This is a genomic window from Thalassospira profundimaris, assembly GCF_003326795.1.
Classification (GTDB): domain Bacteria; phylum Pseudomonadota; class Alphaproteobacteria; order Rhodospirillales; family Thalassospiraceae; genus Thalassospira; species Thalassospira profundimaris_C.
This window is the reverse complement of sequence record NZ_JPWI01000004.1, coordinates 176,588-201,713: the sequence shown is the minus strand read 5'-3', so window position 1 is coordinate 201,713 and position 25,126 is coordinate 176,588. Positions and strand designations below refer to the sequence as shown.

General features: G+C 52.8%; 24 protein-coding genes. 9 read left to right on the top strand and 15 right to left on the bottom strand.

Translation table 11 applies throughout. The annotated features are described in order from the left end of the window. Positions 1-63 precede the first annotated feature (63 nt). Positions 64-846 (bottom strand): Hpt domain-containing protein, encoded by a 783-nt coding sequence (locus TH30_RS08770; protein ID WP_114097690.1) that lies wholly within the window; start codon positions 844-846, stop codon positions 64-66. 186 nt (positions 847-1,032) lie between these two features. On the opposite strand from TH30_RS08770, the gene TH30_RS08765 reads away from it, so the two are divergent. From TH30_RS08765 to rpmG, 3 genes are all read left to right on the top strand, one after another. Then, positions 1,033-1,458, top strand: a complete 426-nt coding sequence (locus TH30_RS08765) for a DUF983 domain-containing protein (RefSeq protein WP_181850189.1) — start codon at positions 1,033-1,035, stop codon at positions 1,456-1,458. Positions 1,459-1,521: 63 nt separating this feature from the next. Further along, a complete protein-coding gene (locus tag TH30_RS08760) occupies positions 1,522-3,162 on the top strand; it encodes a S41 family peptidase (RefSeq protein ID WP_114097689.1) in 1,641 nt (546 codons plus the stop codon). Between the two features lie 94 nt (positions 3,163-3,256). Next, the gene (gene rpmG / locus TH30_RS08755; protein ID WP_008890790.1) at positions 3,257-3,424 is read left to right on the top strand and encodes a 50S ribosomal protein L33; all 168 of its coding nucleotides are present in this window, start codon (positions 3,257-3,259) and stop codon (positions 3,422-3,424) included. 114 nt (positions 3,425-3,538) lie between these two features. Here rpmG and TH30_RS08750 read toward each other — a convergent pair whose 3' ends face one another. Both TH30_RS08750 and TH30_RS08745 read right to left on the bottom strand, forming a co-directional pair. After that, positions 3,539-3,916, bottom strand: a complete 378-nt coding sequence (locus tag TH30_RS08750; RefSeq protein ID WP_114097688.1) for a DUF423 domain-containing protein — start codon at positions 3,914-3,916, stop codon at positions 3,539-3,541. A gap of 287 nt (positions 3,917-4,203) precedes the next feature. Then, positions 4,204-4,884, bottom strand: coding sequence for a Crp/Fnr family transcriptional regulator (locus tag TH30_RS08745; RefSeq protein ID WP_114097687.1), 681 nt, complete (start codon positions 4,882-4,884; stop codon positions 4,204-4,206). A 245-nt stretch (positions 4,885-5,129) separates the two neighbouring features. Here TH30_RS08745 and TH30_RS08740 point away from each other — a divergent pair, with 245 nt between their 5' ends. Next, complete coding sequence (locus TH30_RS08740) at positions 5,130-5,966, top strand: alpha/beta hydrolase (RefSeq protein ID WP_114097686.1); 837 nt, start codon at positions 5,130-5,132, stop codon at positions 5,964-5,966. A gap of 117 nt (positions 5,967-6,083) precedes the next feature. After that, positions 6,084-7,850 carry a gamma-glutamyltransferase gene (gene ggt, locus TH30_RS08735; RefSeq protein WP_114097685.1) on the top strand — a complete coding sequence of 589 codons (1,767 nt, stop codon included), beginning with the start codon at positions 6,084-6,086 and terminating at the stop codon, positions 7,848-7,850. Positions 7,851-7,929: 79 nt separating this feature from the next. On the opposite strand, the gene TH30_RS08730 is transcribed toward ggt, so the two are convergent. Together TH30_RS08730 and TH30_RS08725 are read right to left on the bottom strand one after the other, a co-directional pair. Continuing rightward, on the bottom strand, positions 7,930-8,604 hold the full coding sequence (locus TH30_RS08730; RefSeq protein WP_114097788.1) for an HAD family hydrolase: 675 nt from the start codon (positions 8,602-8,604) through the stop codon (positions 7,930-7,932). A gap of 11 nt (positions 8,605-8,615) precedes the next feature. Next, positions 8,616-8,969, bottom strand: a complete 354-nt coding sequence (locus TH30_RS08725) for an ArsC/Spx/MgsR family protein (RefSeq protein WP_114097684.1) — start codon at positions 8,967-8,969, stop codon at positions 8,616-8,618. Positions 8,970-9,112: 143 nt separating this feature from the next. Between TH30_RS08725 and dusA the strand changes: the two genes are divergently transcribed. From dusA to TH30_RS08705, 4 genes are read left to right on the top strand one after another with little or no spacing between them, the layout of a single operon-like run. Continuing rightward, positions 9,113-10,108 (top strand): tRNA dihydrouridine(20/20a) synthase DusA, encoded by a 996-nt coding sequence (gene dusA / locus TH30_RS08720; protein WP_114097787.1) that lies wholly within the window; start codon positions 9,113-9,115, stop codon positions 10,106-10,108. Further along, complete coding sequence (mnmC, locus tag TH30_RS08715) at positions 10,105-12,150, top strand: bifunctional tRNA (5-methylaminomethyl-2-thiouridine)(34)-methyltransferase MnmC2/FAD-dependent 5-carboxymethylaminomethyl-2-thiouridine(34) oxidoreductase MnmC1 (RefSeq protein ID WP_114097683.1); 2,046 nt, start codon at positions 10,105-10,107, stop codon at positions 12,148-12,150. Before dusA ends, mnmC begins: the two co-directional genes overlap by 4 nt. Continuing rightward, positions 12,147-13,343, top strand: coding sequence for an MFS transporter (locus tag TH30_RS08710; protein WP_114097682.1), 1,197 nt, complete (start codon positions 12,147-12,149; stop codon positions 13,341-13,343). The genes mnmC and TH30_RS08710 overlap by 4 nt, the downstream gene beginning before the upstream one ends. A gap of 60 nt (positions 13,344-13,403) precedes the next feature. Further along, positions 13,404-14,261 (top strand): class I SAM-dependent methyltransferase, encoded by an 858-nt coding sequence (locus tag TH30_RS08705; RefSeq protein WP_114097681.1) that lies wholly within the window; start codon positions 13,404-13,406, stop codon positions 14,259-14,261. A 7-nt stretch (positions 14,262-14,268) separates the two neighbouring features. On the opposite strand, the gene TH30_RS08700 is transcribed toward TH30_RS08705, so the two are convergent. From TH30_RS08700 to TH30_RS08655, 10 genes are all read right to left on the bottom strand, one after another. Next, positions 14,269-14,775 carry a GNAT family N-acetyltransferase gene (locus TH30_RS08700; protein ID WP_114097680.1) on the bottom strand — a complete coding sequence of 169 codons (507 nt, stop codon included), beginning with the start codon at positions 14,773-14,775 and terminating at the stop codon, positions 14,269-14,271. Between the two features lie 7 nt (positions 14,776-14,782). Then, a complete protein-coding gene (locus TH30_RS08695; RefSeq protein WP_114097679.1) occupies positions 14,783-15,952 on the bottom strand; it encodes an ABC transporter permease in 1,170 nt (389 codons plus the stop codon). Beyond that, positions 15,949-16,947 carry an ABC transporter permease gene (locus tag TH30_RS08690; RefSeq protein ID WP_114097678.1) on the bottom strand — a complete coding sequence of 333 codons (999 nt, stop codon included), beginning with the start codon at positions 16,945-16,947 and terminating at the stop codon, positions 15,949-15,951. Before TH30_RS08690 ends, TH30_RS08695 begins: the two co-directional genes overlap by 4 nt. Positions 16,948-17,024: 77 nt before the next feature. Then, positions 17,025-18,956, bottom strand: a complete 1,932-nt coding sequence (locus tag TH30_RS08685) for an ABC transporter substrate-binding protein (RefSeq protein ID WP_114097677.1) — start codon at positions 18,954-18,956, stop codon at positions 17,025-17,027. Then, on the bottom strand, positions 18,953-20,881 hold the full coding sequence (locus tag TH30_RS08680) for an ABC transporter ATP-binding protein (RefSeq protein ID WP_114097676.1): 1,929 nt from the start codon (positions 20,879-20,881) through the stop codon (positions 18,953-18,955). Before TH30_RS08680 ends, TH30_RS08685 begins: the two co-directional genes overlap by 4 nt. Continuing rightward, positions 20,878-21,510, bottom strand: coding sequence for a hypothetical protein (locus tag TH30_RS08675; protein ID WP_114097675.1), 633 nt, complete (start codon positions 21,508-21,510; stop codon positions 20,878-20,880). The genes TH30_RS08680 and TH30_RS08675 overlap by 4 nt, the downstream gene beginning before the upstream one ends. Beyond that, positions 21,501-22,259 (bottom strand): polysaccharide deacetylase family protein, encoded by a 759-nt coding sequence (locus TH30_RS08670; protein WP_114097674.1) that lies wholly within the window; start codon positions 22,257-22,259, stop codon positions 21,501-21,503. The genes TH30_RS08675 and TH30_RS08670 overlap by 10 nt, the downstream gene beginning before the upstream one ends. Next, entirely contained in the window at positions 22,256-23,386 is a 1,131-nt protein-coding gene (locus tag TH30_RS08665) for a glycosyltransferase family protein (RefSeq protein WP_114097786.1), read from the bottom strand. The genes TH30_RS08670 and TH30_RS08665 overlap by 4 nt, the downstream gene beginning before the upstream one ends. Continuing rightward, positions 23,379-23,987: a histidine phosphatase family protein gene (locus tag TH30_RS08660; protein ID WP_114097673.1), complete on the bottom strand. Its 609-nt coding sequence runs from the start codon at positions 23,985-23,987 to the stop codon at positions 23,379-23,381. Before TH30_RS08660 ends, TH30_RS08665 begins: the two co-directional genes overlap by 8 nt. Further along, a complete protein-coding gene (locus tag TH30_RS08655; protein ID WP_114097672.1) occupies positions 23,987-25,123 on the bottom strand; it encodes a glycosyltransferase family 4 protein in 1,137 nt (378 codons plus the stop codon). Before TH30_RS08655 ends, TH30_RS08660 begins: the two co-directional genes overlap by 1 nt. Between the last annotated feature and the right edge of the window lie 3 nt (positions 25,124-25,126).

Here is a 25,126-nt window from a genome sequence, read left to right as displayed (position 1 = left end):
TATAACAAGGGCGGCCAACTGGCCGCCCTTTTGCATTTCACGCCCGGATCCTGTGGTGTGTGACTACATCATTGTTTCAATGAATTTCGCCAGATGTTCCGCCGTCTGTTTGCCACGATTATTAATGATTGCGACATTTCCCGGCAATCCTTCGAGATCAGGGTGCGAAGCATCAAAACTGGTCAGCAGGCCAAGCTTCTTGTCCGCAAGGGTTTTCATTGCAGCCAACGCACGGATCAGTTCGATGCCACTTAGCCCATCAAGCACGGCTGCTGTAATCACAGCGTCCGGATGCGATTGCACCACCGTCTGAAAGGCCTCGACTGCGGTGCGGGCGGTGATCGTCCTGAATCCCTTCTCGCGCAATTCACGTTGAAGAAAATGCGCCTGAACTGTGGTCGCTGTCACAAGCAAGACTTCCTTGTCCTGGGCAACTGCGACGGCCGATTTTACGTCGACATCGTCTGCTTTCGCACTCCGCGTCGGCAAGGATCGCAAAATACGTGTTTCTTCATCTGCGGGCGGATTGGTCCCGCTTTCAATAATTTCTCGAATCCAGCTGGTAAAATCGACCAGCGATGCAGCTTCGAGGTCATCAATTTCGGTGAGTTCGGCGATGTAGTCTTCCAGTCGATGGGCGATTGCGCCGACCAGTGGGAAACCGAATGATCCGGCAAGCCCCTTGACCGTGTGGGCTTCTCGACGCAGCTCGGCAATGCCTGCGGCGGCCTCATCCATGCCGCCGGCGACACGGTCAATCGTGGTTTCAATGCGATCAATACGCTCGATAGTGTCCTCAATGAAGTCCTGTTTCAGGCCGGCAACGATGGCGTCTGCATTTCCCATTGGGCACTCCTTTGGCAGGTATTCATTTATGGTCAAAAGCCACAAAGTCGCCCATAGGGTGAATTGAAAGGGACGATTTCACTTGCTTGCGCTCTTGAACATCATGATGATGGTATATCGTTTCAATGCCCTTTTTTGCCCTTCGGATCAAGTGCAGGCAGGAACGAAAAAGGAGTTTCACGCCCAATGACCGAGCCCCACAATACCCCGCCCCCCCTTGATCATCACGACACTGACGCCAACATGTCAGGACCAACCGACAGCGGAAAGCGTCTTTTGCTTGGTCTGCGTCGCGGATTTCGCCGTAAATGCCCCAATTGCGGACATGGATTGGCTTTTGGCGGATATCTGAAGCTGCGTACTGAATGCGATGTCTGCAGCCACCCGATAGGCGAATATCGCTGTGATGATGCCCCACCCTATTTCACTATTTTTCTGGTCGGCCATATCGTTGTGCCTGGCGTCTTGATGATGGAGCAATCCATCAAGCCGTCCGTTCTGATGCAATTGTCCATCTGGCTTCCTGCCACAGTATTGCTGTGCCTCGGCTTCCTGCCATTTATCAAGGGTGCTGTTCTCGGCACGCAATGGGCAATGCGCATCAAAGGATAGCCATTGGCTATTACGCACCTTTTCGCTTAGAATTAGGCGTGTTGGCTTTTATGAACTGATCGGATGTTTCGCTTGGTCATCTTTGGCCTGCCCCGGATCGATTATCTCCCCTTGAATAACGGCTTAAGCCAGTGGCGGCGTATCGGGGCTACGCTTGGCCTTTGTCTGTTACAAGCAGCTTGCGGCACCTCTCAGGTGGCAGGGATAACTGCCCCTGACGATCCGCAAACACGCGAACTCGTCACTCAGACCATCGAACTGGTTGCCACCCGCTACATTGATCCCATCAGTCGCGATCAAATTCTGGTCAATACGCTTGATGGTCTCTCGGAAATTGATGACAACATCCGTGTCGGCATCACCCCTGATGACCTCGTTTTGCAATATGATGGCAAAACGGTTCAGACCATTGCCCTGCCGCAGACCAACTATGACCAGACAAGTGCCGAAGGCACCCAGATCTGGTCCGAAATCACCCTGCGCGGGCTTGGTACCTATCGGGCCTATTCCCCAGTATTGCGTAACAGCCAGACATCTGACGTACAGGCTGCCCTTGTCAGCGGTGCCATCCGCAATCTGGACCGCTACAGCCGCTACGAAGGCCCCAAACAGGCCGAAACAGCCCGCAATCGCCGCGATGGCTATATCGGTATCGGAATTCGCCTGATCGGTGGTGACGGCTATCCGGTAGTGAAACTTGTTCATCCCGAAAGCCCGGCTGCAAAGGCAGGCCTTCATCCCGGGGACCAGATCGTTACGGTTAACGGCGAAGACATGTATGGCAAGACCAGCCAATATGCTGCCGAGCTGCTTCATGGCGAGGAAGGCAGCAGAGTGATCATTGACGTGAACACTGCAGGTGACCGGACTATTACTCCGCTGGAAATCGTCCGCGAACGTGTGATTGACCGGACGGTTTTTGCAGAAATCCGAGACAACATCCTGATTGCCCGTCTGACAAGCTTTAACAGTGCAACGGCAAGCACTTTGGGGGACAATATCCTCAAGGCGCAGCTTTATGACGGCGGGCTCAAGGGGGTCATCCTTGATCTGCGCGGAAATCGTGGCGGGTTGCTTCAACAGGGTGTTGCTGTTGCCGATCTGTTTCTGGAGAACGGACCGATTGGCAATACATTTTCACGCGTCACCGCAGCACGTCATACCTTCCGGGCGGAAACAGATGATTTGACCAAGGGGGCACCACTGATCGTTTTGATTGACGGACGAACCGCATCATCGGCCGAGCTGGTTGCCGCAGCCCTTCAGGACAGAAACCGTGCTGTTCTGGTTGGCTCAACAAGCTTTGGCAAGGGATCGGTTCAGGCCATCAATGATTTGCCCAATCACGGCACCCTTACTTTTACCTGGTCACGCATGACAGCCCCGTCGGGCTATACATTTGACAGAATCGGTCTTTTCCCGGCCATCTGCACGCAGTCGGGTGAAGATGACACACCAGGGCATCAGGTCTCGACCGCCCTTTCACAGCGTGATCAGACGGCCAGTACGATGGTGAAATGGCGGAGCCTTGATTACCGCGACGAAAAAAACCGCCGTGAACTTCGCAATGTTTGTCCGGCAAGCAATCGCAGTGAAGAATTTGACGTCAAAGTAGCATTGGAATTGTTGAAAAACAGCCCTGATTACAAGAATCTCGCCTTTGTCGGACAACAGGAAATCGCCGATACTTTTGATGCGAATTAAAAATGCATTCTTTTTTGCCAAAATGGCTTGACACTCTGGCGATAACCTTTATGTTCCGCCGCCTGAGATACACCTGAACACAGGATGCAGAGACATGGCGAAGCCCGCTTCGATCCTCGTAAAGTTGGTAAGCACCGCAGATACCGGTTACTTCTATGTTGTTAAGAAGAACCCGCGGAATACCACCGAGAAATTCCAGTTTCGCAAGTACGACCCGGTCGTGCGTAAGCACGTCGTGTTCAAAGAAGCGAAAATGAAGTAATCTGGTTCTTCGGAATCTGATTACCGGAAGATTTAAAAAAGACGTGTCCTTCGGGACACGTCTTTTTTTTATCTGTGCGCCATGGAAACGAGCTTTGAGCCCCCTCTTGCCTGTCTACCGACCGAAACGACGATAGCCCGCAGCGGTGAGCATCAGCCAGCCCGCAATGAATGACAGACCACCAATCGGTGCAACAACTCCAAATAGCGTCACTCCGCTAAAGGCGATGGCATAGAGCGACCCGCAGAAGAACAGGATGCCGACGAGCATGGCATAGGCAGCGAACCGCAAAAACTTCTCGTCCGGGACATGGTGAACCAATCCGGCAATAGCGGCCAGCGCAACAGCGTGAACAAGCTGATAGTGCGCACCCTTTTCAACAAGGCTTCTGGCATAGTCCATTTCGCTTCCTGCCATCCCATGGGCCGCAAATGCCCCGATGGCCACCCCCACGGCGCCGTTCAATCCAGCCATGATTATCGATAATCGCATTGCCCGGTCCTCTTTCTGCGATATGCATTTGAAATATCGGCACAGACTAATCCGCGATGCTTGCTATCGCCATGCGAAAACGCAAAAAAAATGGCCGTACTAAAAAGTACGGCCAGTAAACTCTCTTGGGGGAGATGTGCCGAGCCATCGAAATGCTCGTCACAAGATTATTAGTACCTTTGGATATTTCCCAATTCTGTGACAGCCGTCACAATTCCCCAAAAATATCATTCATTTGGCAACATTTCAGGTTCGGAAGAGTTTTATTGGCCGGTGTTTTGCCAATTCTAGTGAATGGATTCACTTAGAAACTCTTCAAGGCGACGAACATCAGGAACATGCAGCCCGTTATCTTCTTTGGTCACCAACCCCTTGCGCGCAAGACTTCCCATGACGCGCGCAACGGTCTCGCGCGAGGTGCTGACGCGGCCGGCGACTTCGGAATGAACCGGCACCGGGGCCAAGATTGCTGCTCCGTCACTATCGCAAACCTTTTGGGCGCGACGCAGAATTTCGGCAATGACGCGCTCGTTCGCACCAAGCGTGCTGACATCGACAATGCGTCGGGTCGAGGTGCGCACAATACGCGCCAGCTCGGTAATCACATTCCATGCTACAGACGGATGGCTTTTAACGACCTTCTCGAAATTGGACGGACTAAGAATACCGACATCGGTATTGCTGACTGCAAACACACAAGCTGATCGTGGTTCACCATCAATTGCTGACAATTGACCAACACATCCCCCGGCACCGATTTCCTCAAGCGTGATTTCACGACCGGAAAGCGAATAGTTCACAATACGCACCCTGCCCGACAGGATCAGATAAACGTCGGAGCTGTCCGCCTCGGGTTCAATAATCTGGGTACCCGCAGCATATGTCTTGCGATTGATATGACGTTCAACGTCCCCAAGAGCGTCTTCGTCAAGGTCGGCAAAAATGCCAACGACAGATAATTTAATCATGAACCCGTGCTTTTTGTTGCGCTGTTGTTTTTATGCAAACCGGCAACTTTTACGCTGCCCTGTTATGACTCTGCTGTCCCGCGCGCAATCATAAGCAAACAACCCCCGACTGACAATCTCTTGCAGCAAGCTCACCCAATGACACATCATGATAGACACAGCCATGCTGCATGTGCGAACATGATCTCAGAATTTTCCACCACGACTTTTCGAACGCTGGTCCTGTTTCCTTTAGGAGACCTATCATGAGTCCAGAACTGGAAATTTTCCGTCGCAGTCCGATGGGCAAACCAAAAAGCAAACATCCGCTTGTTTTTGTCCATGGAGCCTTTACCGGTGCCTGGTGCTGGAACGAGCATTTCCTGACCTGGTTTGCCGAAAAGGGATTTGAAACTGTCTCGTTTTCCCTGCGCGGACATGGCGGCAGTGGTGGCAGACAATTGCGCAGCCTGGCCTCGATCGATGATTATGTCGAAGATCTTGAAGAAGTGGTCGATACGCTTGGACAGACGCCAGTTCTGATCGGTCATTCCATGGGTGGTTATATCATCCAGAAATATCTTGAAAATCATAGTGCCGAGGCCGCCATTCTGATGGCGTCCGTTCCACCGGAAGGCCTTATTGCGAGCAATGCAATGATGGCAATGGCACAACCGGACCTTTATTTCCATATGGCATGGCTTCAAGCCATCGGCCCCCATACTTTCCTGCGTGAACGTCTCGGACGCGCGATGTTGTCGCCTGATATTGCCGAAGACGAAGGCATGATCTATTTCGGTCGCCTTGAAACTGAAAGTCAAAGAGCACTGCTCGATATGATGGGAGCCAATCCGATCTTTTTGTCACCGGAACAGGCACCGGCTATGCTCGTGATCGGCGCCCGCGATGACGAAATCATCCAAAGTGAACTGATCCATCACACAGCCAAACGATACCATGCGGACTACGCGCTTGTTGACGATATCCATCACGCAATGATGCTTGATAAGAACTGGGAGCAGGTTGCCGACACCATGCTTGAATGGCTTCAGGTCAAACTGGTCAGCCAGCAGCGCAGTAAAGGCAACAAGACTGCCGCCTGACGGGTAATTTCCCGTTTTCTGATTTACGCATTGCATCAAACGATGGCTTTCAATTGCGTGTTTTTTCTGGGAGCATGATCAACCTTAACAAGAACAAAGGTTGATGACATGCCCCACATGATCAGGAATTCCACTGCATTTTGGGCCGTCGCATTTGTCGGTCTGGTTTCGCTTGGTGCAGTATCGGCAAGTGCCCAGCAGGCAACAGATGCAATTGCACCAGAAAATAGCACAACAAAAACGGCCCTTCGCAGCTCCGTTCAATCAAAAAACTGGATGATTTCCGCAGCCAATCCCCTTGCGGTCCGGGCCGGTGCAGACATTTTGCGTCAGGGTGGAAACGCAATTGACGCCATGGTTGCCGTCCAAACAATGCTTGGACTTGTCGAGCCGCAATCCTCCGGCCTTGGAGGGGGGGCTTTTCTTGTGTATTACGATGCGACAAACGGCACGCTGACCACCCTTGATGGCCGCGAAACGGCACCAATGGATGCAACCCCCACCCTGTTTCAGGATGAGAACGGGGAACCTCTTAAATTCTATGACGCCGTCGTCGGCGGACGATCGGTCGGCACGCCGGGAACCCCGGCCCTTCTCAAGACCGCACATGAAAAATGGGGTCAACTGGAATGGCCCGCTTTGCTTTCCCCTGCGATCACCCGTGCAGATAACGGATTTGAAGTTTCGGAGCGTCTGGCATCCCTGATCGCTGCCGATCAGGAAAAGCTGTCTCGCGATCCTACGGCAAAAAGCTACTTCTTTGATGATGCTGGTGCGCCACTTGCGGCCGGGACTTTGCTTAGAAATCCGCACTATGCATCAACCTTGCGTGACCTTGCGCAGAACGGTACGAAAAATTTCTATTTCGGAACAATTGCCAGTGACATCGTTGACAAGGTCAAGAGTGCAACCTGGAACCCCGGTGTTCTGTCGCTGCGTGATTTTGCCACTTATCAGATCAGGGAACGCAAGCCGGTCTGTGCAGATTACCGTGGCTATGACGTCTGCGGAATGGGGCCACCATCGTCGGGTGCACTGACCGTCGGGCAAATCCTTGGCCTTGTTGAGCCGTTTGATATTGCATCACTTGGCCCCGACTCTGCTGAAAGCTGGCGCCTGATTGGTGATGCGTCGCGCCTCGCCTTTGCTGATCGCGGGCGGTACATGGCCGATATCGACTTTGTACCGATGCCGCTGACCGGTTTGCTTGATAAAACCTATCTGGCTGAGCGTGCAAAGCTGCTTGAAAGCACCACAGCACTGGAGAGTGTGGATGCGGGCATGCCATCCTTTAGTCATACAATGAACCTTGCTGATGACGAGGCTATCGAGTTCCCAAGTACCAGCCATTTTTCCATCGTCGATACATACGGCAACGTGGTTTCGATGACGACGACAATCGAGAATGGCTTCGGCTCTCGGCTGATGGTTAACGGCTTTATGCTCAATAACGAGCTCACCGACTTCTCGTTTCGCAGTCACAAGGAAGGCGTTCCTATTGCCAACCGGCTTGAACCGGGCAAACGTCCGCGTTCTTCGATGGCACCAACCGTTGTCATGAAAGACAACAAACCGGTCATCGTCACGGGATCACCTGGTGGATCGCGGATTATCGGCTATGTCGCACAGTCAATCATCGCGATGATCGACTGGAAAATGCATCCGCAAGCAGCGATCAGCATGCCGCACCTTGTCAATCGCTTTGGCACCTTTGACATCGAGGCCGGTACATCTGCCGAAACCCTGAAACCCGAGCTGGAAGCACTTGGTTACAAAACCAGTGTGCAGGACCTCAATTCCGGCATTCACGCCATTATGATCACCGGTGGCGGATTGATCGGCGGTGCCGATCCCCGACGCGAAGGGATCGTCATCGGCGAATAACGTGGTCTTTTGAACAAAAAATGCGGGTCATCTTACCAAGACAAGATGACCCGTTTTGGTTTTGAAAACCTGTCAGAACCTAGTGCCCGGCAATCCAGCTTTTAAGCAAATCATGAAGCTCCCGGTGATCATTGGCGATGAAATGTGCACCGGCATCACTCAGGTAACTGGCTGGTGTAATGTCGACAAGCCCGATTGTTGTCGCCCCGGATGCCACCCCCGCCCGAACACCATTCTGGCTATCATCGACAACGATGCATTCGGTGATCGGCAGACGCATCCTTTCCGCAGCAAGCAAATAGACATCCGGATGCGGTTTGGCATTTGCGACATCATGTGCCGAACAGATCCGGTCACCGAAACGATCCTTGATCCCGACCTTGCCCAGTGAAACATCCATCTTGTCATGCGGTCCGTTGCTGCCAACCGCCATCGGGATGTTGTGATGATCCAGAAGATCAAGGATTGGTGCCAGATCGGCAAACGGTTCAAGATCATTGCGAAAGGCAACAAATGTGCGCTGATAACATTCCGAAAGCCAGTCATCCGGCAAGGTAATATCAAAAAGTTCTTTCATCTTTGGCGGTACCATTGCAAGGGTTCCGCCAATGAACAGATCATGGGTCTTGGTCATGTCCATGTCGCAGCCATATTCGCACAGCTGTTCGGTCAGAACACGACAAGCAAGGGTTTCGGTATCGACCAGGACACCATCGCAATCAAAAATGACACCCCGAACAACCGGCTTTGTCATATCAGACATCCTCAAAGACCGGCCAGTTCAGCCCAGCGTTTTTCATCATAAGCCACCGTGCGGGTTGTACCGAAATCCACCACCGGACGTTTGATCACGGTCGGATTGGCAGCAAGAATGGCAGCGGCGGCTGCTCCACCCTGTTCAAGCGTTGCCTTGTCAGCATCCGTGAGATTGCGATAGCTCGGACCGCGCTTGTTAATCAGCACTGTGCCACCGACTTCGTCCAGCCAGCCTTCGATGGTTTTTGCATCAATGCCATCTGTGCGAAAATCATGGAGCTTGTTCTCAACACCCTTCGCATCGAACCATTTGAGAGCCTTGCGAACCGTGTCGCAGTTCTTGATGCCGTAAATCGTGACCATATCTATTCCTGTAAATTATTATCGCCGGGATGCAGCCATGCATCTCGCAATCGGTTTTGACCCTAAATCCCGGAACATATATAAAGACCGCGATTTGAATACGGCAACCTCATTCACCCAGTTTGATGACAAACGGCAAACACATGACTGTTAATCGACGTATTTCCGTCGCCCCGATGATGGACTGGACGGACCGGCATGATCGCTATTTCCTGCGGCAGATCAGTCGTCATACGTTGCTCTATACCGAAATGGTCACAACCGGCGCCATCATTCATGGCGGGGTCGAGCGGCATTTGCGGTATAACGACGCCGAACATCCGATTGCCCTTCAGCTTGGCGGCAGCGATCCCGATGATCTGGCACGCGCATGTGAAATCGCCAATGGCTATGCCTATGACGAAATCAACCTGAATTGCGGCTGCCCGTCTGATCGCGTCCAGAACGGTGCTTTTGGTGCCTGTCTTATGGGGACGCCCGACATTGTCGCAGATTGCGTCAAAGCGATGATCGGAGCCAGTGACGCGCCGGTAACGGTAAAGAACCGTATCGGCATTGATGATCAGGAGGATTATCCGTCGCTGAAGCGTTTTACCGAAACTGTCGCCAATGCGGGCTGCAAAACCTTTATCGTTCATGCCCGCAAGGCATGGCTCAACGGTCTTTCGCCCAAGGAAAACCGCGAAGTCCCGCCGCTGAAATACGAGCTGGTCTATCGACTGAAGCAGGATTTTCCCGAACTTGAAATCCTGATCAATGGTGGTATCAAGACGCTTGATGAAACAGAGCAACATCTTGAGCATGTCGATGGCGTGATGATCGGGCGAGAAGCCTATCAGAACCCTTATATTCTGGCTGATGTGGATCGACGTTTCTATGGTGATGACGTCAAACCGCTGACCCGCCATCAGGTGGTTGAAGCAATGATCCCCTATATCGAACAGCACCTGACCGAAGAAAACGCCACGATCGGTCATGTCACCCGCCACATGCTTGGCCTGTTCCAGCAAATGCGCGGTGCCAAACAATGGCGTCGGTACCTTAGCGAGAACGCCCATCGCAAAGGTGCGGGTACAGAGGTAGTGCGCGAAGCACTTGCACTGGTGCCCGAACTTGATGACGAGGCGCTGTCTGCATGACGGCCGATGATGATGCCATCGCACCTGATGACACCATTCCCGAAGCGGGCGAGATAACCTGGCGGGACGGAGATGTTCCGTTTTCACCACATTTTGGCGATGTCTATTACAATCCCAAAGACGGTCTTGCTGAAACGCAATATGTCTTTGTTGAGGGCAACAATCTTCCGTCAGCCTGGCAAGGCAAAGAAAACTTCAGCATTGGCGAAACGGGTTTCGGAACAGGCCTGAACTTTCTTGCTGCTTGGCAATGCTGGACTCAGGACGCAGATCGATCCGGTCGGCTTCACTTTGTCTCGGTTGAAAAGTACCCGTTGTCACGTGAAGACATGATCCGGGCCCATCACAATTGGCCGGAACTCCGTCAATTGTCAGCAGAGCTTTGTGAGATATGGCCACGCGAAACGATGCTTCCGGGGGTGCACCGTTTTATTCTTGGTCATGGAGCGGTCAGCCTGACCCTTTTGATTGGCGATGCGATTGAATGCTGGTCGGGGTATGAGGGCAATATTGATTGCTGGTTCCTTGACGGTTTTGCACCATCTCGCAACCCCGATATGTGGCACCCTTCCCTGTTTGCTGCCCTTGCCGGCGCGTCCAACCCGAATGGCGCGACACTTGCGACCTTTACTGCGGCGCGCATTGCCCGTGACGGGCTGGAAAGTGCGGGCTTTGTCATCAGTAAGCGCAAGGGATATGCCTATAAGCGCGACATGATCACTGCTTGTCTGACGTCGAACGATGACGCCGTAAATGAGGATACCGGCAAATACGAGATTGCCGACGATCCATGGTTCAATCTTCCCCGGAAAAGTACCACAAAGTCGGTTGCGATCATTGGTGGTGGCATGGCGGGTGCAGCTTGTGCCGAGGCACTACACCATCGCGGATGCGACGTGACACTGTTTGAAAAGCATGACCAGCTGGCCAATGCCGCGTCAGGCAACCCGATTGGTATGCTTGAACCATATTTGACCGTTGATCACGCGATCATGGGGCGGTTTTACGAGGCTGGTTATCGATACAGTCATCGAAAAATCAAACCGATGGCCGAGCGCGGCGAGGTAGAAGCGGATTTCTGCGGCGTTCTTGATCTGGCGACCAGTCCGCGCAAGCGCGAACGACTGGATGGTTTGGTCGCACGCCTGAAAGATAAACCTGATCTGGTTCGCCCGATGACCCGTGACGAAGCGCGCGATATTCTGGGCCTGCCGGTTCCGGTGGATGGTGTTTTTTACCCGTCTGCCGGTTGGGTCCATCCACCTTCCCTGGTTCGGGCCCTGACCAGCAATATCACCTGTCAGCTTGGAACGGCGATTAGCGCAATTGTCGATGGCCCGGACGGAAAAATGCTGCTGACAGCAGACGGGCGCGCGTTTGGCACGTTTGATGCCGTCGTTATCGCAGGTGCCCTTGAGACCAGCCAGCTGGAGCAAACCAGATGGCTTGGCGATCACTTAAATCCGGTACGCGGCCAGATCAGTTTTTGCCCCGAAGAGCTGGTATCAAAGAGCTATGAGAACGCCAATATCGGTTGTGTTGTCAGCTATAAGGGCTATCTCACGCCAGCACGAAACGGCCTGCATGTGATCGGGGCAACCTTTGGTCGCGACGATGATCAGACCGACCTGCGTGAAGCAGATCATGCACATAATATCAATCAGTTAGGAAAAATATTTCCTGTACTCGCTGAAAAACTTTCATCTGAAGTGCTTGATGGTCGCGCATCATTGCGGACAACAACGGCTGATCACTTGCCGCTGATCGGACCAGCACCGGATTTTGATCGTTATCTTGCGGCCTATCACGATATCGACAAAGGCAAAAAAGGTGCGCGATATATCGGTGCGCCCTACCACAAAGACGTGTATATCTGTACGGGATTTGGGGCACGCGGACTGATAGGTGCCCCGCTTGCCGCCGAAATTCTTGCCAGCGAGATTTGCGCCATGCCCCTGCCACTGGAAAAATCCCTGATGCACGCGGTGCATCCTGCGCGCTTTATTATCCGTGGCCTCAAACGTCGACAAATCTCTGCATGAACAGTTCGGTAACTTATCCGCAAAAAGACCCGGAACGCTTTAGAACCGCGACCACTCTTGCCCTGTTTTTCTCGGGCCTGTTTCTGGTACAGGGGGTTTTCCTGCCCTATTGGCCGGTTTGGCTCAAGGCGCAGGGATTGTCAGCCGGTGAGATTGGGATACTTTTGTCACTGCCCAACTGGATACGTGTTTTTGCCGATCCCTTGATCGCGCAGCGTGCGGATCGTACAGGCAACCGCAAAACCCCCATGATGTGGCTTGCGGGTATTTATGTCGTTTCCATTCTGGCCTTTCCGGTTTCAAGCAACTTCTGGTGGCTCGCAGCCCTTTCTGTGGTCATTGGTTTTACGTTCTCGCCACTTTTGCCGCTTGGAACCACGATTACAGTTCACGAATGCAAGGCCCGGCAACTCGACTATGGCCGGGTGCGGCTTTGGGGGTCATTGGCCTTTATTCTGGCATCCTACGGCGCGGGCTGGGTGCTTGACGGAACATCCGTTGAATGGATCGTCTGGATGTTGTTCATTGCCGGGATCATCAATTTCGCGATCACCACCCGCATGCCGGACCCGCAAACAGACCGTCCGCTTCGGTCCGGGTCTTCGCTGATCTATCTTTTGCGCAAGCCGGTATTCCTGATTTACCTTGGCTGCATCGGATTTGCCCAAGGTTCGCATGGCACCTATTACAGCTTTGCCTCTGTCCATTGGGAATCGGTTGGTTATTCCCATGAAATGATCGGTACATTCTGGTCCATTGGTGTTGCAGCCGAGATCGTTTTGTTTGCCATTGCCGGACGGTTTGTACGCGGACGTCATCCGGGCATTCTGTTTGCACTTGGCGCAATGGCCGGTGTCCTTCGCTGGATCGTTCTGGGTTCCAGCGACAATGTCTGGCTGATCTTCCTTGTTCAGCCACTCCATGCCATGACATTTGGCATCACCCATCTGGCCGCAGTAAGCTTCATCGCCCGCGCCATCCCCCAACAGCTTGCGACATCAGCCCAAAGCCTGATGGCGACACTATCAATGGGCGTGTTCCTTGGCAGCAGTATCTGGGCATCCGGTCCGCTATATGAAAGCTTTGGTGCGCACACCTATTACTTCATGGCCGCACTGTCGGGAATTGCACTGGCATTTTCATTCTGGCTCATGCGAAGCTGGCGCGGTGAAGATCAGACTTTTTGTGATTGATGCCTTAAAGCTCAAGAGTTTCATCTACATTCAAACCGACGAACCAAAGGGACTGAAAATATGACTGCCATGCCGTTCTCACGCAGAATGCGCCGTTGGAAACTTGGTTTGAAAACGCTTTTTGGCAAAGAACCGGCGGGCTATTTCATCCCCTATCGCTATGCCAGTGAAACACAAAAGGCAGTGGGTCACCCGACATATCCCGCCATCGAAACCATGATGGAACAGGCCGCGCCAACCATGAAGGCATGGTTGACCAAGGCCGCACAGTACCAGGATGCCTTCGCAAGTTTCGGCAACGCAACACCACCTGAACCGCGCTGGCAACAAAGCTGGTTTCCGCGCCTTGACGGTATGATGGCCTATGTCTTTACCCGTGAATTCCGCCCGAACCGTATCGTTGAAATCGGTTCAGGACATTCAACACGGTTTTATCATCGTGCCATCCGCGACGGCGAACTTGCCACCGACTTCCACGCCATTGATCCCGCCCCGCGTGCCGATATTGCAAAACTTCCAATCACGATTGAACGAGCCATAGTACAAAAGGCCGATCCGGCCGTATTCGCAACGCTTGCAGGATCAGACATTCTGTCGATTGATTCGAGCCATATCCTGATGCCTGGCACAGATGTCGACTTGTTGTTTTCAACTGTCATCCCGGTTCTGCCAAGCGGTACCATCATCCATATCCATGACATCACGCTTCCCGATGACTATCCGGAAATCTGGCAATGGCGCGGATATAACGAGCAACAAGGCGTTGCATCGCTTCTTGCCGGTAACGGGTTTGAAGTCTTGTGGTCGAGCGCCTATGCGACGACACGACTTGGCGGACTGATTGAAAAATCAATTGCCAACGGCATCCACCTTCCTGACGGCGCGCTTGAAACCAGCTTGTGGCTCCGTAAGAAATAAGGATGCGTTAAGGAGCCTGATGCCGAAAGACGAGGTCTTCGGGATCGGGACGTTGTGCATCATGATCGAGGACTGCGCCAAGCCGTCTGGCAAGCCCGATGGATCGATGATTATCGGGCGTAATATAGCTGACGAGTGTCGTCAATTTGCGGACACCAAAGGCCCATGCACGCATGGCAATAGCGGCTTCGGTCGCTATTCCGCGTCCTTCGGCATCTTGATAAAGCAGCCAACCCAGTTCGTGTTCGGGGAAAAGTGGTCCATGATTGATGCCGACCTGACCAACACAAAGCCCCGTTGATTTTTCCTCAATCATCAATGCTCCGACGCCAAACAGCGACCATTGCGCGGTATCCGCACAGAACATTCCCCAAGCACCGGCCAATGAGTACGGGCCGCCCATATGAATGGCGCGTTCGGACATCAACATAGACCGATATTCTGGCCAATCTGCGATCGAGATCTCACGCAATATCAGACGATCTGTTTCAAGTCTCGGGATGGCCGAAGTCATCGCAGAATCAGTTCTTATAGGGATCGGCCGCATCACGCAGCCCGTCACCGAGGAAATTGAACGCCAGCACCACGATCACAACCGGTACCACCGGCAACATCAGCCACGGATAAACCGCCACGGCGTTGATATTCTGGGCATCGTTCAAAAGAACTCCCCAACTGGTTACCGGCGCGCGCAATCCCAGTCCCAGAAAGCTTAGCGCCGTTTCACCAAGGATCATGTTTGGAATGGAAAGTGTTACAGACGCAATCAGATGGCTTGCAAAGTTCGGCAAAAGATGGCGGGCAATAATACGCTTTGGCTTTGCCCCCATAAGGCGTGCCGCCAATGCATAATCTTCTTCCCTAAGGGCAAGGAGCTTTGAACGCACAGCGCGGGCAAGCCCTGTCCAGTCAATAAGGCCGAGAATGATGGTGATCCCGAAATAGATCAGAACCGGGCTCCAGGTTACCGGCAAGGCTGCGGAAAGCGCCATCCAGAGCGGGATTTCCGGTAGTGACCGGATGACCTCGATGGTGCGCTGAGCTGTTGCGTCAACCCAGCCACCGTAATACCCAGCCGCCCCGCCGATCAGGACACCAAGAAGGAAGCTGACCGATATACCGACAAGTCCGATGGTCAGTGAAACGCGCGCGCCATATATAATGCGCGAAAACATGTCTCGCCCCAGTCGATCCGTACCAAAGATAAACAGCGTTCCATCATCTGCCGGACAGACGAAATGGAAATCCATATCGACCATCCCCCAGAACGCATATTCATCGCCTGAGCAGAAAAATCTGATGGGGTTTACGCGGTCCTTATTGACAACATAAGTCGGCTTGAGCGTTTCCATATCAACCGAGAAATCGGTGCCATAGGTAAACGGACCAACAAATTTCCCATCATGGAACAGATGAATACCTTGCGGCGGATGATGAATGAATTCTGAATTTCTGCTTTCTTGCGCATAGGGTGCGATGAACTCAACAATCAGCACAGACGCATACATGATGGCCAGAATGATCAGCGAAAAATACGCCAACCGATGGCGTTTAAGTCGCCACCACATCAATTGCCACTGTGATGCCAGATAGTATTTTTCCTGTTCCGGCGTCAGGGCTTCGCGATCCCATGGATCGAACGGTGTCGCATCGACGTAATGTTCGTTGCGCTTGTTGCTGTCCGTGCTCATTTCATCACACCTCCCTGCAAACGAATGCGGGGGTCAAGCCAGGCCAGCAAAACATCGGATATGAACATACCGACCACAGTCAGAAGTGCCAGAAACATCAGGAACGAGCCCGCCAGATACATGTCCTGGCTCTGCAGCGCAGCGAGCAGCATCGGACCTGTTGTCGGCAAGGACATCACAACAGACACCAGAACCGATCCTGATACCACCTGCGGCAGGATATTACCGATGTCCGCAATAAACGGGTTCAGCGCCATCCGTAGCGGATACTTGAATAGAACCTTGGTTGGCGACAGTCCCTTGGCATGTGCGGTAACAACATATTGCTTGCTCAGTTCATCAAGGAGGTTTGCGCGCAACCGACGGATCATCGAAGCCGTACCCGATGTCCCGATCACGACGACAGGTGCCCAAAGATGCTCCGCAACTGACATGATCTTGGCAAAGGACCACCCCTGATTGATGAATTCCGGGTCCATCAAGCCGCCGATCGATGTACCGAAAATGACATTCGCATAATAAAGCAGGATCAGCGCAAACAGGAAGTTTGGCATCGCAAGGCCAAGGAATCCTAACAGGGTAAAACCGTAATCGCCCCAGCTATACTGGCGGGTAGCCGAATAAATCCCGATCGGAAAACTGACGATATAGATGAAAATCACGGTGCTGAAATTCAGCACCATCGACAGCCAAAGGCGGTCACCGACCACATCGGTTACCGGCAGGTTATATTCAAACGAAAAGCCAAGATCACCATGCAGTAGCCCCCATGCCCATTCCACATACTGGACATAGATCGGCTGATCGAGGCCGTATTGCCGCTTCAGAAATTCGATCTTTGCGGGGTCGACTGCTTCGCCCTGGGCCTGAAGTTCGTTCAGATAGGTACTTAGGAAATCGCCCGGCGGGAGCTGAATGATCACGAATACCAGCACACTGATCATGATCAGTGTTGGCACCATTACAAAAAGCCGTCTTGCCAAGTAAGTCAGCATCGGCGAAATCGCTCCCCCTGTCGTTTTGCGCCCTTCCCTCGTTGGCAGCAAAACGCCCTGTTATTGGTTCAAAAGGCTTATCTGTCCCACCAGAATGTGTCCGGACGATAAATCCCGAAGAATGCACCTGGTTCCCAGCTATGAATGCCTTTTTCCGGGACATTGCGCAGGTCTTTGTCAACGACGACAGGCTGCGGCACATTGCCGATCAGTCCGATCGAGAACATGTTTTCAGAGTTGATATCAAGAATGCCCTGCCAGGCTTCCCTCCGGCCCTTTTCATTGCTGGTCTGCCATTTGCGATACAGATCCATCAGTTCCTTGGCAGCGGGCATGTCTGGCGTTTCGCCTGCCTCGCCGTCGGTCTGATAATACTGCCCCCATTTCGGCCATTGCAGACTGTCTTGCTGTACGGGAACGAATTCAGATGGAACAGAGTTGGCCGTCGCCAGACCGTTATCGACCCCGTTAAAGATCGACATGATGGTTTCGCCACTATAGGCGCGATTACGAAGAACCTCGCGCTGCAAGCCTTTGACAAACATCTTGATGCCGATCTGACGCCAGCTGTCACCAATCAGCTCGAGCATGTCGTCATGTTCAGGATTCTCGCCAGTAGTCTCGACGATGATTTCCATCGGGCGGCCGTCAGGCAGCAAACGGATGCCATCATCGTTGCGCTGATCAAGGCCCATGTCATCGAGCAATGCGTTGGCCGCCTTTACATCAAACTTGACGTAATTCTCGCGATATTCGGGTTTGAAAAGCGGGCTTTTTGGCAGAACCGTATTGTTGGTGGGTTGCGCTAGCCCAAAGAACAGAACCCGGTTGATTTCAGTACGGTTGATCCCAAGCGACAGGGCGCGGCGAAAACGTACATCGCGCATGACATCGCGCCAAACCGGATCCGAACATGTCAGATTGGGATAAAGGGCCGCATAGGAACCTGCACCGACATCCCAAAGGCGAACCTGATAATTCTGTTTGCCCTCGGACTGCTTGAGGAAAGTGTAATCCTTAAGAGACAGGATACGGCTTTGGAGATCGACCTCTCCTGCCCCAACTTTGGCCGGCACCAGTTTCGAGTTCGAGATATTGAAGATCATCTTGTCGATATAAGGCAGCTGATTTCCCTCGGGATCGACACGGTGATAATACGGGTTGCGCACAAACACGAACCGGTCAGACGGTTCCTCCGTTGTGATCAGCCAGGGTTCAAGCGACGGGCGGTTGATGTTCGAAAGCTTATAGGGGCGGTCCAGATCCGTGTGAAGAACAGCCCAACTGCGCAATCCACGTTCGTGAACCAGTTGCTCAAGCTCATCATGGTCACGATATTTTTCATGGAACTGTTTAAGGTAATGCGCCGGGCGATAAATAAACGGCGGACGGGTTGCTGCCAGCTCGGTCAGGAAAAACGGATTGGGCTGTGACCAGCTGTAGCGAACGGTGTATTCGTCCAGAACTTCGAAGGTTGCCGGTTCATCACCAACAAACAGGAAGCGCGGCGGACCAACCGGGAACAATTCGTCGTTATTGACGATGTCTTCCCAATAATATCTGAAATCCTCGGCAGTGAAGGGCTCACCATCGGACCATTTGTGCCCCTTGCGCAGATGAAGCGTAAACACGTTACCTTCTTCGTTCACGTCCAGTGCTTCTAGAATATCGGGCTGTAAATTCAGGTCCTGATCATAACCGACCAGACGCGCATAGCCATATACGACAGCCATACGGATATCCTTGGAACGCCCCATAATGGTGACGAATTCACCACCATATTTTCCGATGGTTTTATCCTCGGCACCAAAATCAATGACGTTTGGATGTTCCGGAAGCCGCTCGAGCATTGCCGGCAAGGTACCCTTGGCGACAGCGTCCTCAAAATACGGAACTTCTGCCTGTGCCATCACCGGCATCAAAGAAGCACCAACAAGCCCCATCCCGATGATCAGGCCACCGAACATGCGGTGCGCTGATACAGTCGAACTGGCACAATGCTTCATCATATTGCGACCTCCGTAAAATCGGCACGTTCAGCGCGTACAAAATGGTCTTCTGCAAATTGCATCATCTTGGGCGCACTGGTGTCATTGATCGTAAAGGGTGCTGGCCAGCGTGCCGGATCAGATGCCTTGCCATCAACAATTTTGTCGAAGTCGAGCAAATGATCCAGATCGGCAAACGGCACGGCATTCAGCAACGCCTGCGTATATGGATGCACCGGGTTCTTAAACAGCTGTTCGCGAGGGGCTGACTCAACAATGCGGCCTGCACACATCACAGCAATCCGGTCCGCGATGTAATCGACGACTGCCAGATTGTGAGAAATAAACAGATATGTCAGATTAAGATTACGCTGCAAGTCTTTCAACAAATTAAGTATTTGCGCCTGAACAGACACATCAAGCGCAGAGGTCGGTTCATCAAAGATCAGCAAATCCGGCTTCAGGCTAAGTGCGCGTGCAATGCCGATGCGCTGACGCTGCCCCCCTGAAAAACTGTGCGGATAGCGACTTAGAAAACGTGGATCAAGCCCGACAAGATCCATCAGCTCAAGCACCATCTGTTTGCGATATGCACTATCCCCGACCCCGTGAATGATCATTGGTTCTGCAATGATATCCTGAACTGTCATTCGTGGGTTAAGCGATCCAAACGGGTCCTGAAACACGAATTGTATCCGCTTCCGGTATGGATTGAGCTGATCTTCATCAAGACCGGTCAACTCGGTCATCTGACCACTTTCACCGCGAAACAGGATCGAACCGGTATCAGGCTCCATCGCCCGCATGATCAGTTTGGAAAGTGTTGTCTTGCCACATCCGCTTTCCCCGACCAGACCGACGCATTCGCCACGATTAACCGTGATGGACACATCATCAACAGCGGGAACCAGCCGTTCTTCTGATTTGATCCAGTTGCCCTTGCGCGTGCTAAAGCTTTTGCTGAGATGGCGCACCGCCAGGACAGGCTCGCTTGCCATGGCCGGATGCAACGCAAGTGACGGCGGAATTTCCGGCGCATCTCGCGTACCATCTGTCTGGTTGCTTTCGGAAAACAGACTTCCGGTTTTGGGTTTGATTTCCCGTAAAGGACGCAACCGCTCGTCCGGGCCCATATTGAAATGCGGTACGGCAGCCAAAAGTGACCGGGTATATGCATGACCGGGATTGATGAAAACATCATCGGTCTTCCCTGCCTCGACAACCCGGCCATCATATACGACGACCATCCGGTCTGCCATGTTGGCGACCACACCCAGATCGTGCGTGATCAGCAAAACCGACATCTGCAGTTCGCTTTGCACTTCCTTGATAAGGCGAAGAATTTGCGCCTGAATTGTTACATCAAGGGCGGTTGTCGGTTCATCCGCCACCAGCAAAGCCGGGCGACAGACCATTGCCATTGCGATCATCGCGCGCTGTCGCAGACCACCGGACAATTCAAACGGATATGTTTTAAGCGCCCTCTTTGGCTGCGGGAAACCGATCAGGGTCAACATTTCGATTGCAAGTTCGTTGGCCTCTGCCCGGCCTACCTTGCGATGAAGGCGGACGGCCTCACAAATCTGGTCACCAATGGTATGAAGCGGTGACAGGGAACTCATCGGTTCCTGGAAGATCATTGAAATGCGACCACCGCGGATCGCACGCATTTCGGCACCCGAACGATCAAGCATGGCAAGATCAACACGCGTTCCCGGTTTCTTCGGGTCCGCGAAGATTATTGATCCTTTGGTAATCTGTGCTGATTTCGGCAACAGTCCCATGATTGCTTGCGAGATTGTGCTTTTGCCTGATCCGGACTCCCCGACCAGAGCGACCGTTTCCTGCGCACCGATGCGAAAGCTTACGTTTTCGACAGCCTTGACCCGCATATGCGGCAAGACGAACTCAACTTTCAGATCCTTGATACGCAGAATGTCAGTCATGTTCGTTTGGCACCACCATTTGAGCGCTCTGCCGCAGCAGCCTGAACAAGTGTTTCAGCCTCATCCAGACGCATCAGGTTTGTTCTTGTAACGTCGTCAACAAGAATTTGGTTATCTTTCGCCCAATCCCGTGAAATTTCAAGCAGATCGTCAAATCCGTCCAGTGTTGATTCTGCGACAATTTTGGTTTCGCCAGCATGAAGCGTTAGTTCGAACCAGCCTTTATTTCCATCGCGTTTGGTACTGAAATAACGCAAACGGAACTTTGAAAGTTCCGGCCATGCAAAAGCCGTCCCCCCGCGCAGGCTTGAAAGTCGAATACCGTATTCAGAGACAAACAGCTTGGACTGCAGCCTGATCAGGGTTCGAGCAAAATAAAAGATGAACAGCAATGCCAGACCGGCCGCCGTCCATTGAATGATTTCAAGCATGTCGGGGATAAGCGCGATCACACCACAGATCAACAGGCCGACAGTTGATTTTGCCAGATCAGGCGCCATCAGTTTGGCCGGATAAGCCATCACCTGAACATCACTGTCCCCCACCCCGACAGGTTTAACAGGATCCGCATGGGTAGTTAGCCCTTCGGCGGATTCAGCTTGCAAATGATCTTTGGGACTTATTGCCATGGAAATACCCCGGGTATTCTAAGCCAGCTTAATGCAGCATGCTCCATAGAGAACAAATTATCGAGAAACTTGGTCGTTGGATCGTCATGAACAAGATGATGGGTCAGGATGCCGGTTGGCTCATCCCTGTCAACCTGCCCTGTTCTTCTGGCTTTCAGGTGATTGACCATCATAGCAAGAGCAACATCTTCACCAACAAAGCCGCGTGTTCCGCGCCAATCGATGACATCGACATGTGTGTTGACCTGAAGAAGTCCTTCGAAAGGTTCGGCTGTCTTGCGCGCATTAAAGGTACTTAGCCCCCGGAACCCAAGTGAGTGCAGGCTCGCCACAACATCGCTGGCAATGCGGTTCCAGGGCGGAACCACGACAGGCAGGAACCGGCTTCCAAAGCGCGTTTCAAGAACATGAAACCCCTGTCGCAAGTCAGCAACCACCGCCCCGATATCACGAACGTCGTCAAGTTCCTGTTTTTTGCAACCTTCCGGCATATGGTTTTGATGAGACCATCCATGCTGCAATACACGGGTGTCCACGGTTTCCACCAGACGCTCGACAAGGGCGTCCTCCAACAGAGCCGGGATCACTGCAAGCGCTAGCGGAACTTTGTAATCCTGCTCAAATGCAAGAATGGTTTCAAGTTCCGCGGTAACCGTCACGGCATCGTCGTCGCGCCACCAAGCCGTGGCAATGCCGCCTTCGGCTTGCCACAGATCAAGCTCCGTGCGCAACTGATCCCAACCGCTCATACCTGCCCCTTAATCATTCCTGCGACAATTGACGCAGTCTTTTGCGCGCCATCCAATGCAATTTTTACGTTTGCCGGTTGGCTGGCGCGATCAATCTGTTTTGCTAATGATTGCGCAGACAGGCCATCAAGATCAAGCAGGGAAATAACCCCTTCTTTTGAAAGAATTTCTGCACGCTCTGTTTGCTCGCTTTCGCCCCCCTCGGCAAAAGGAACCATAACAGCAGGTGTTCTGGTCGCAAGCACGTCCATCAGCGTGTTATAACCAGCCTGTGACACAGAAACTGCGGCCCCGGCCATACGTTCCCGGAAGTCAGGGAGAAAACGATGAAGAGTGATTCCTTCTGGTAAATTCCGCGCAACAGCATCAAAACGTGCGGCGGGAAAATGCGGTCCGGTGACAATATCCCAGCGCGATTGTCCAAATTTTGAGGAATGGCTGCGGGCATTAATAGCAAGTTCGATCAGCTCTGCGCCGACAGCACCACCACCCGCCGAAACCAGAACTCCTTCGCGCGATACCGTCGCGCCAGTTTTCATGGCCGGTGCGACATATCCCGTATGAACAATTAAATCAGGAATCTGGTCGGCTTGGGCAAAGCTGCGATCAAAGCCAAACAACTGTGGATCGCCATGAACCAGAACCGCATCAAGATATTTTCGCGCAATATCTGCCATCCATTGCGTCTTGGCCGGGTCCTTTTTGCGCACCAGGAGATCACGCACCGAACAGATGATTGGAATTCCAGCTTTTTTGGCGGCTTCCAATAACGGGATCAGCTCAAAACGAAAGGCCCGACGTCCAAAGGGGAACATCTCGATCAGGACCAGTTTCGGAGCTGAAGCCTTGAATGCAGCAAGAAGTTCTGTCTTGCGGCGCTCTTTCCACTCATCCCCAAGCAGATTGCCATTCGGGTCCTCAAGACCGGAGAAATTGCTGTCTGCTGTTTTACACGGTGAAAGCTGAACAACCCGGTCTGCGGCAAAATCAATCCCGTCATCCGGCACACCACCACTCGCCACGGTGATCGAAAGCCCGTTATCGCGCATTGCCTGATTGATCAACGCCATGCGTCTGACATGGCCGATCCCCAGCAAATGCTGAACATAAACAAAGACATCAGACATCATTTAGCCCCGATACAGCGATCAGTGGCACATTAAGTTCGGACACTGAAAACCCGTCCTTCTCGTTCCATTCAAAAACATGCAAACGTTGCCAATCGAGCGTGTCGGGTATTTTCCCCATCATATTCCAGGGTTTTGCTGCGGCATAAACTGCACGTATGACGCCCTTGTGGGTAATGGCACCAAATTCCGGCACAGGTGAGCGACGCAAGAATCCCTCGACCCGTTGCAACACATCGCGGGGACTTTCACCACCATCGGGACGAAAATCCCAACCCCGATCCTCGTTCTCGCGCATGGTATCCCCAAGTTCTGCACGCAATTCAGGAAGTCTTCTGCCTTCCCATTGCCCCCAGTTCATTTCAATCAGCTCAGGTTCAGGCGAAACCGGCGTAATGGACAAGGCATCCGCTGTCTCGCGGGTACGCGACAAGGGGGTACAATACCATGGAACAGAACGCCAAACGTCAGGCAGGCGAAGCTTCCGGTAGGAAGCAACGGTATCAGTACTCAGCGATACATCGGAATGTCCCTGAATACGTTTTTGAGCATTCCACTCAGTTACACCGTGGCGGAGCAATGCAAATCGGACGGCTTTCATTATCCGCCCCTTTGATGATCACAGGCAATCTTGCGAAGCGACGTGCCAAGGATGTTTGCCGCCGCAGCAACAGTGTGATGCTGCGATGCCTTAGATGCACCAGCTTGTCCAAATGGTCGAAGTACATCCAGATCCGTGGTCAGACAACTGGCAAGACGATCAGAAAATGCCTCCTCATCCCCCACCGGGACCAGCCAGCCGGTTGTGCCGTTTGATATGATACCGGACACGCCCCCGGAATCTCCCGCCAGAACAGGCAAGCCGGACGCCTGTGCTTCAAGCATCGCCATCCCGAATGCCTCGTTTATTGCTGGCCATACAAACAGGTCAGACTGCCCAAGGATATCCCGGGTTTCTTCGGGTACACACAATCCGGAAAAACTCACCTGGTCTGATGCGATACCCTGCTCGTCAAAGAGATACTCGACACGATGTCGGGCCGGGCCATCGCCAATAACGGTCAGATGCCAGTTGGTCACACCATTGCGCAGAAGTCGCCCCAACGCGCGCGCCAAGACAGCAAATGACTTCAGCTTGTCTCCGTCTCGCATCATCGCTGTTGTCACCAACCTGAGGCAATCCGGATCAATGCCCGCACGATCTTTAACGATCCAGCGGTCGACATGGGTAAAGGGTGCGATGAAATGCAGAACGTCGTCCCTGCAAACATCCTGCAAACAGGTCATATCCGATCGGTTTAATGAAAACACCGCTTCAGATTGACGCAAAGCGGTTTCAACCGCGGCATGGCTTTGGCGCCAGGGACCATCCGATCTTTTAGGTGCAAAAGATGCCTCGGCGACCACATAGGGAATATCAAGTGCATGAGCAACGATCGGTCCGATCCAGTCAGGTGCCTTGTAATAAAGATGATAGGTAAACCAGACATCCGGACGTGGACGAAAACCGGACTGATATTGCCGCAATAACCGTCCGGCGAGCTTGCCCCCGAGTTCTGAAAGCCGCGCCTGTTTAAGGCCATTGCCATCTGCAACCCGGCTTCTGAGGCGTGATGCAATGTCGACCTTCATGTCAGCAACCTCAAGCGCATCGCACAAAAGCTGCGCAATCAGCCGATCCCCCGATGGCACCGGATGGTCAACAGGTTTCAGCGGCGCATAAAAGGCGACCTGCAATCG

Excerpts from the sequence above, each read along its gene's own strand:
- TH30_RS08770 (WP_114097690.1), bottom strand. The coding sequence starts at position 846 with ATGGGAAATGCAGACGCCATCGTTGCCGGCCTGAAACAGGACTTCATT.
- TH30_RS08765 (WP_181850189.1), top strand. The coding sequence starts at position 1,033 with ATGACCGAGCCCCACAATACCCCGCCCCCCCTTGATCATCACGACACT.
- TH30_RS08760 (WP_114097689.1), top strand. The coding sequence starts at position 1,522 with ATGTTTCGCTTGGTCATCTTTGGCCTGCCCCGGATCGATTATCTCCCC.
- rpmG (WP_008890790.1), top strand. The coding sequence starts at position 3,257 with ATGGCGAAGCCCGCTTCGATCCTCGTAAAGTTGGTAAGCACCGCAGAT.
- TH30_RS08750 (WP_114097688.1), bottom strand. The coding sequence starts at position 3,916 with ATGCGATTATCGATAATCATGGCTGGATTGAACGGCGCCGTGGGGGTG.
- TH30_RS08745 (WP_114097687.1), bottom strand. The coding sequence starts at position 4,884 with ATGATTAAATTATCTGTCGTTGGCATTTTTGCCGACCTTGACGAAGAC.
- TH30_RS08740 (WP_114097686.1), top strand. The coding sequence starts at position 5,130 with ATGAGTCCAGAACTGGAAATTTTCCGTCGCAGTCCGATGGGCAAACCA.
- ggt (WP_114097685.1), top strand. The coding sequence starts at position 6,084 with ATGATCAGGAATTCCACTGCATTTTGGGCCGTCGCATTTGTCGGTCTG.
- TH30_RS08730 (WP_114097788.1), bottom strand. The coding sequence starts at position 8,604 with ATGACAAAGCCGGTTGTTCGGGGTGTCATTTTTGATTGCGATGGTGTC.
- TH30_RS08725 (WP_114097684.1), bottom strand. The coding sequence starts at position 8,969 with ATGGTCACGATTTACGGCATCAAGAACTGCGACACGGTTCGCAAGGCT.
- dusA (WP_114097787.1), top strand. The coding sequence starts at position 9,113 with ATGACTGTTAATCGACGTATTTCCGTCGCCCCGATGATGGACTGGACG.
- mnmC (WP_114097683.1), top strand. The coding sequence starts at position 10,105 with ATGACGGCCGATGATGATGCCATCGCACCTGATGACACCATTCCCGAA.
- TH30_RS08710 (WP_114097682.1), top strand. The coding sequence starts at position 12,147 with ATGAACAGTTCGGTAACTTATCCGCAAAAAGACCCGGAACGCTTTAGA.
- TH30_RS08705 (WP_114097681.1), top strand. The coding sequence starts at position 13,404 with ATGACTGCCATGCCGTTCTCACGCAGAATGCGCCGTTGGAAACTTGGT.
- TH30_RS08700 (WP_114097680.1), bottom strand. The coding sequence starts at position 14,775 with ATGACTTCGGCCATCCCGAGACTTGAAACAGATCGTCTGATATTGCGT.
- TH30_RS08695 (WP_114097679.1), bottom strand. The coding sequence starts at position 15,952 with ATGAGCACGGACAGCAACAAGCGCAACGAACATTACGTCGATGCGACA.
- TH30_RS08690 (WP_114097678.1), bottom strand. The coding sequence starts at position 16,947 with ATGCTGACTTACTTGGCAAGACGGCTTTTTGTAATGGTGCCAACACTG.
- TH30_RS08685 (WP_114097677.1), bottom strand. The coding sequence starts at position 18,956 with ATGATGAAGCATTGTGCCAGTTCGACTGTATCAGCGCACCGCATGTTC.
- TH30_RS08680 (WP_114097676.1), bottom strand. The coding sequence starts at position 20,881 with ATGACTGACATTCTGCGTATCAAGGATCTGAAAGTTGAGTTCGTCTTG.
- TH30_RS08675 (WP_114097675.1), bottom strand. The coding sequence starts at position 21,510 with ATGGCAATAAGTCCCAAAGATCATTTGCAAGCTGAATCCGCCGAAGGG.
- TH30_RS08670 (WP_114097674.1), bottom strand. The coding sequence starts at position 22,259 with ATGAGCGGTTGGGATCAGTTGCGCACGGAGCTTGATCTGTGGCAAGCC.
- TH30_RS08665 (WP_114097786.1), bottom strand. The coding sequence starts at position 23,386 with ATGTCTGATGTCTTTGTTTATGTTCAGCATTTGCTGGGGATCGGCCAT.
- TH30_RS08660 (WP_114097673.1), bottom strand. The coding sequence starts at position 23,987 with ATGAAAGCCGTCCGATTTGCATTGCTCCGCCACGGTGTAACTGAGTGG.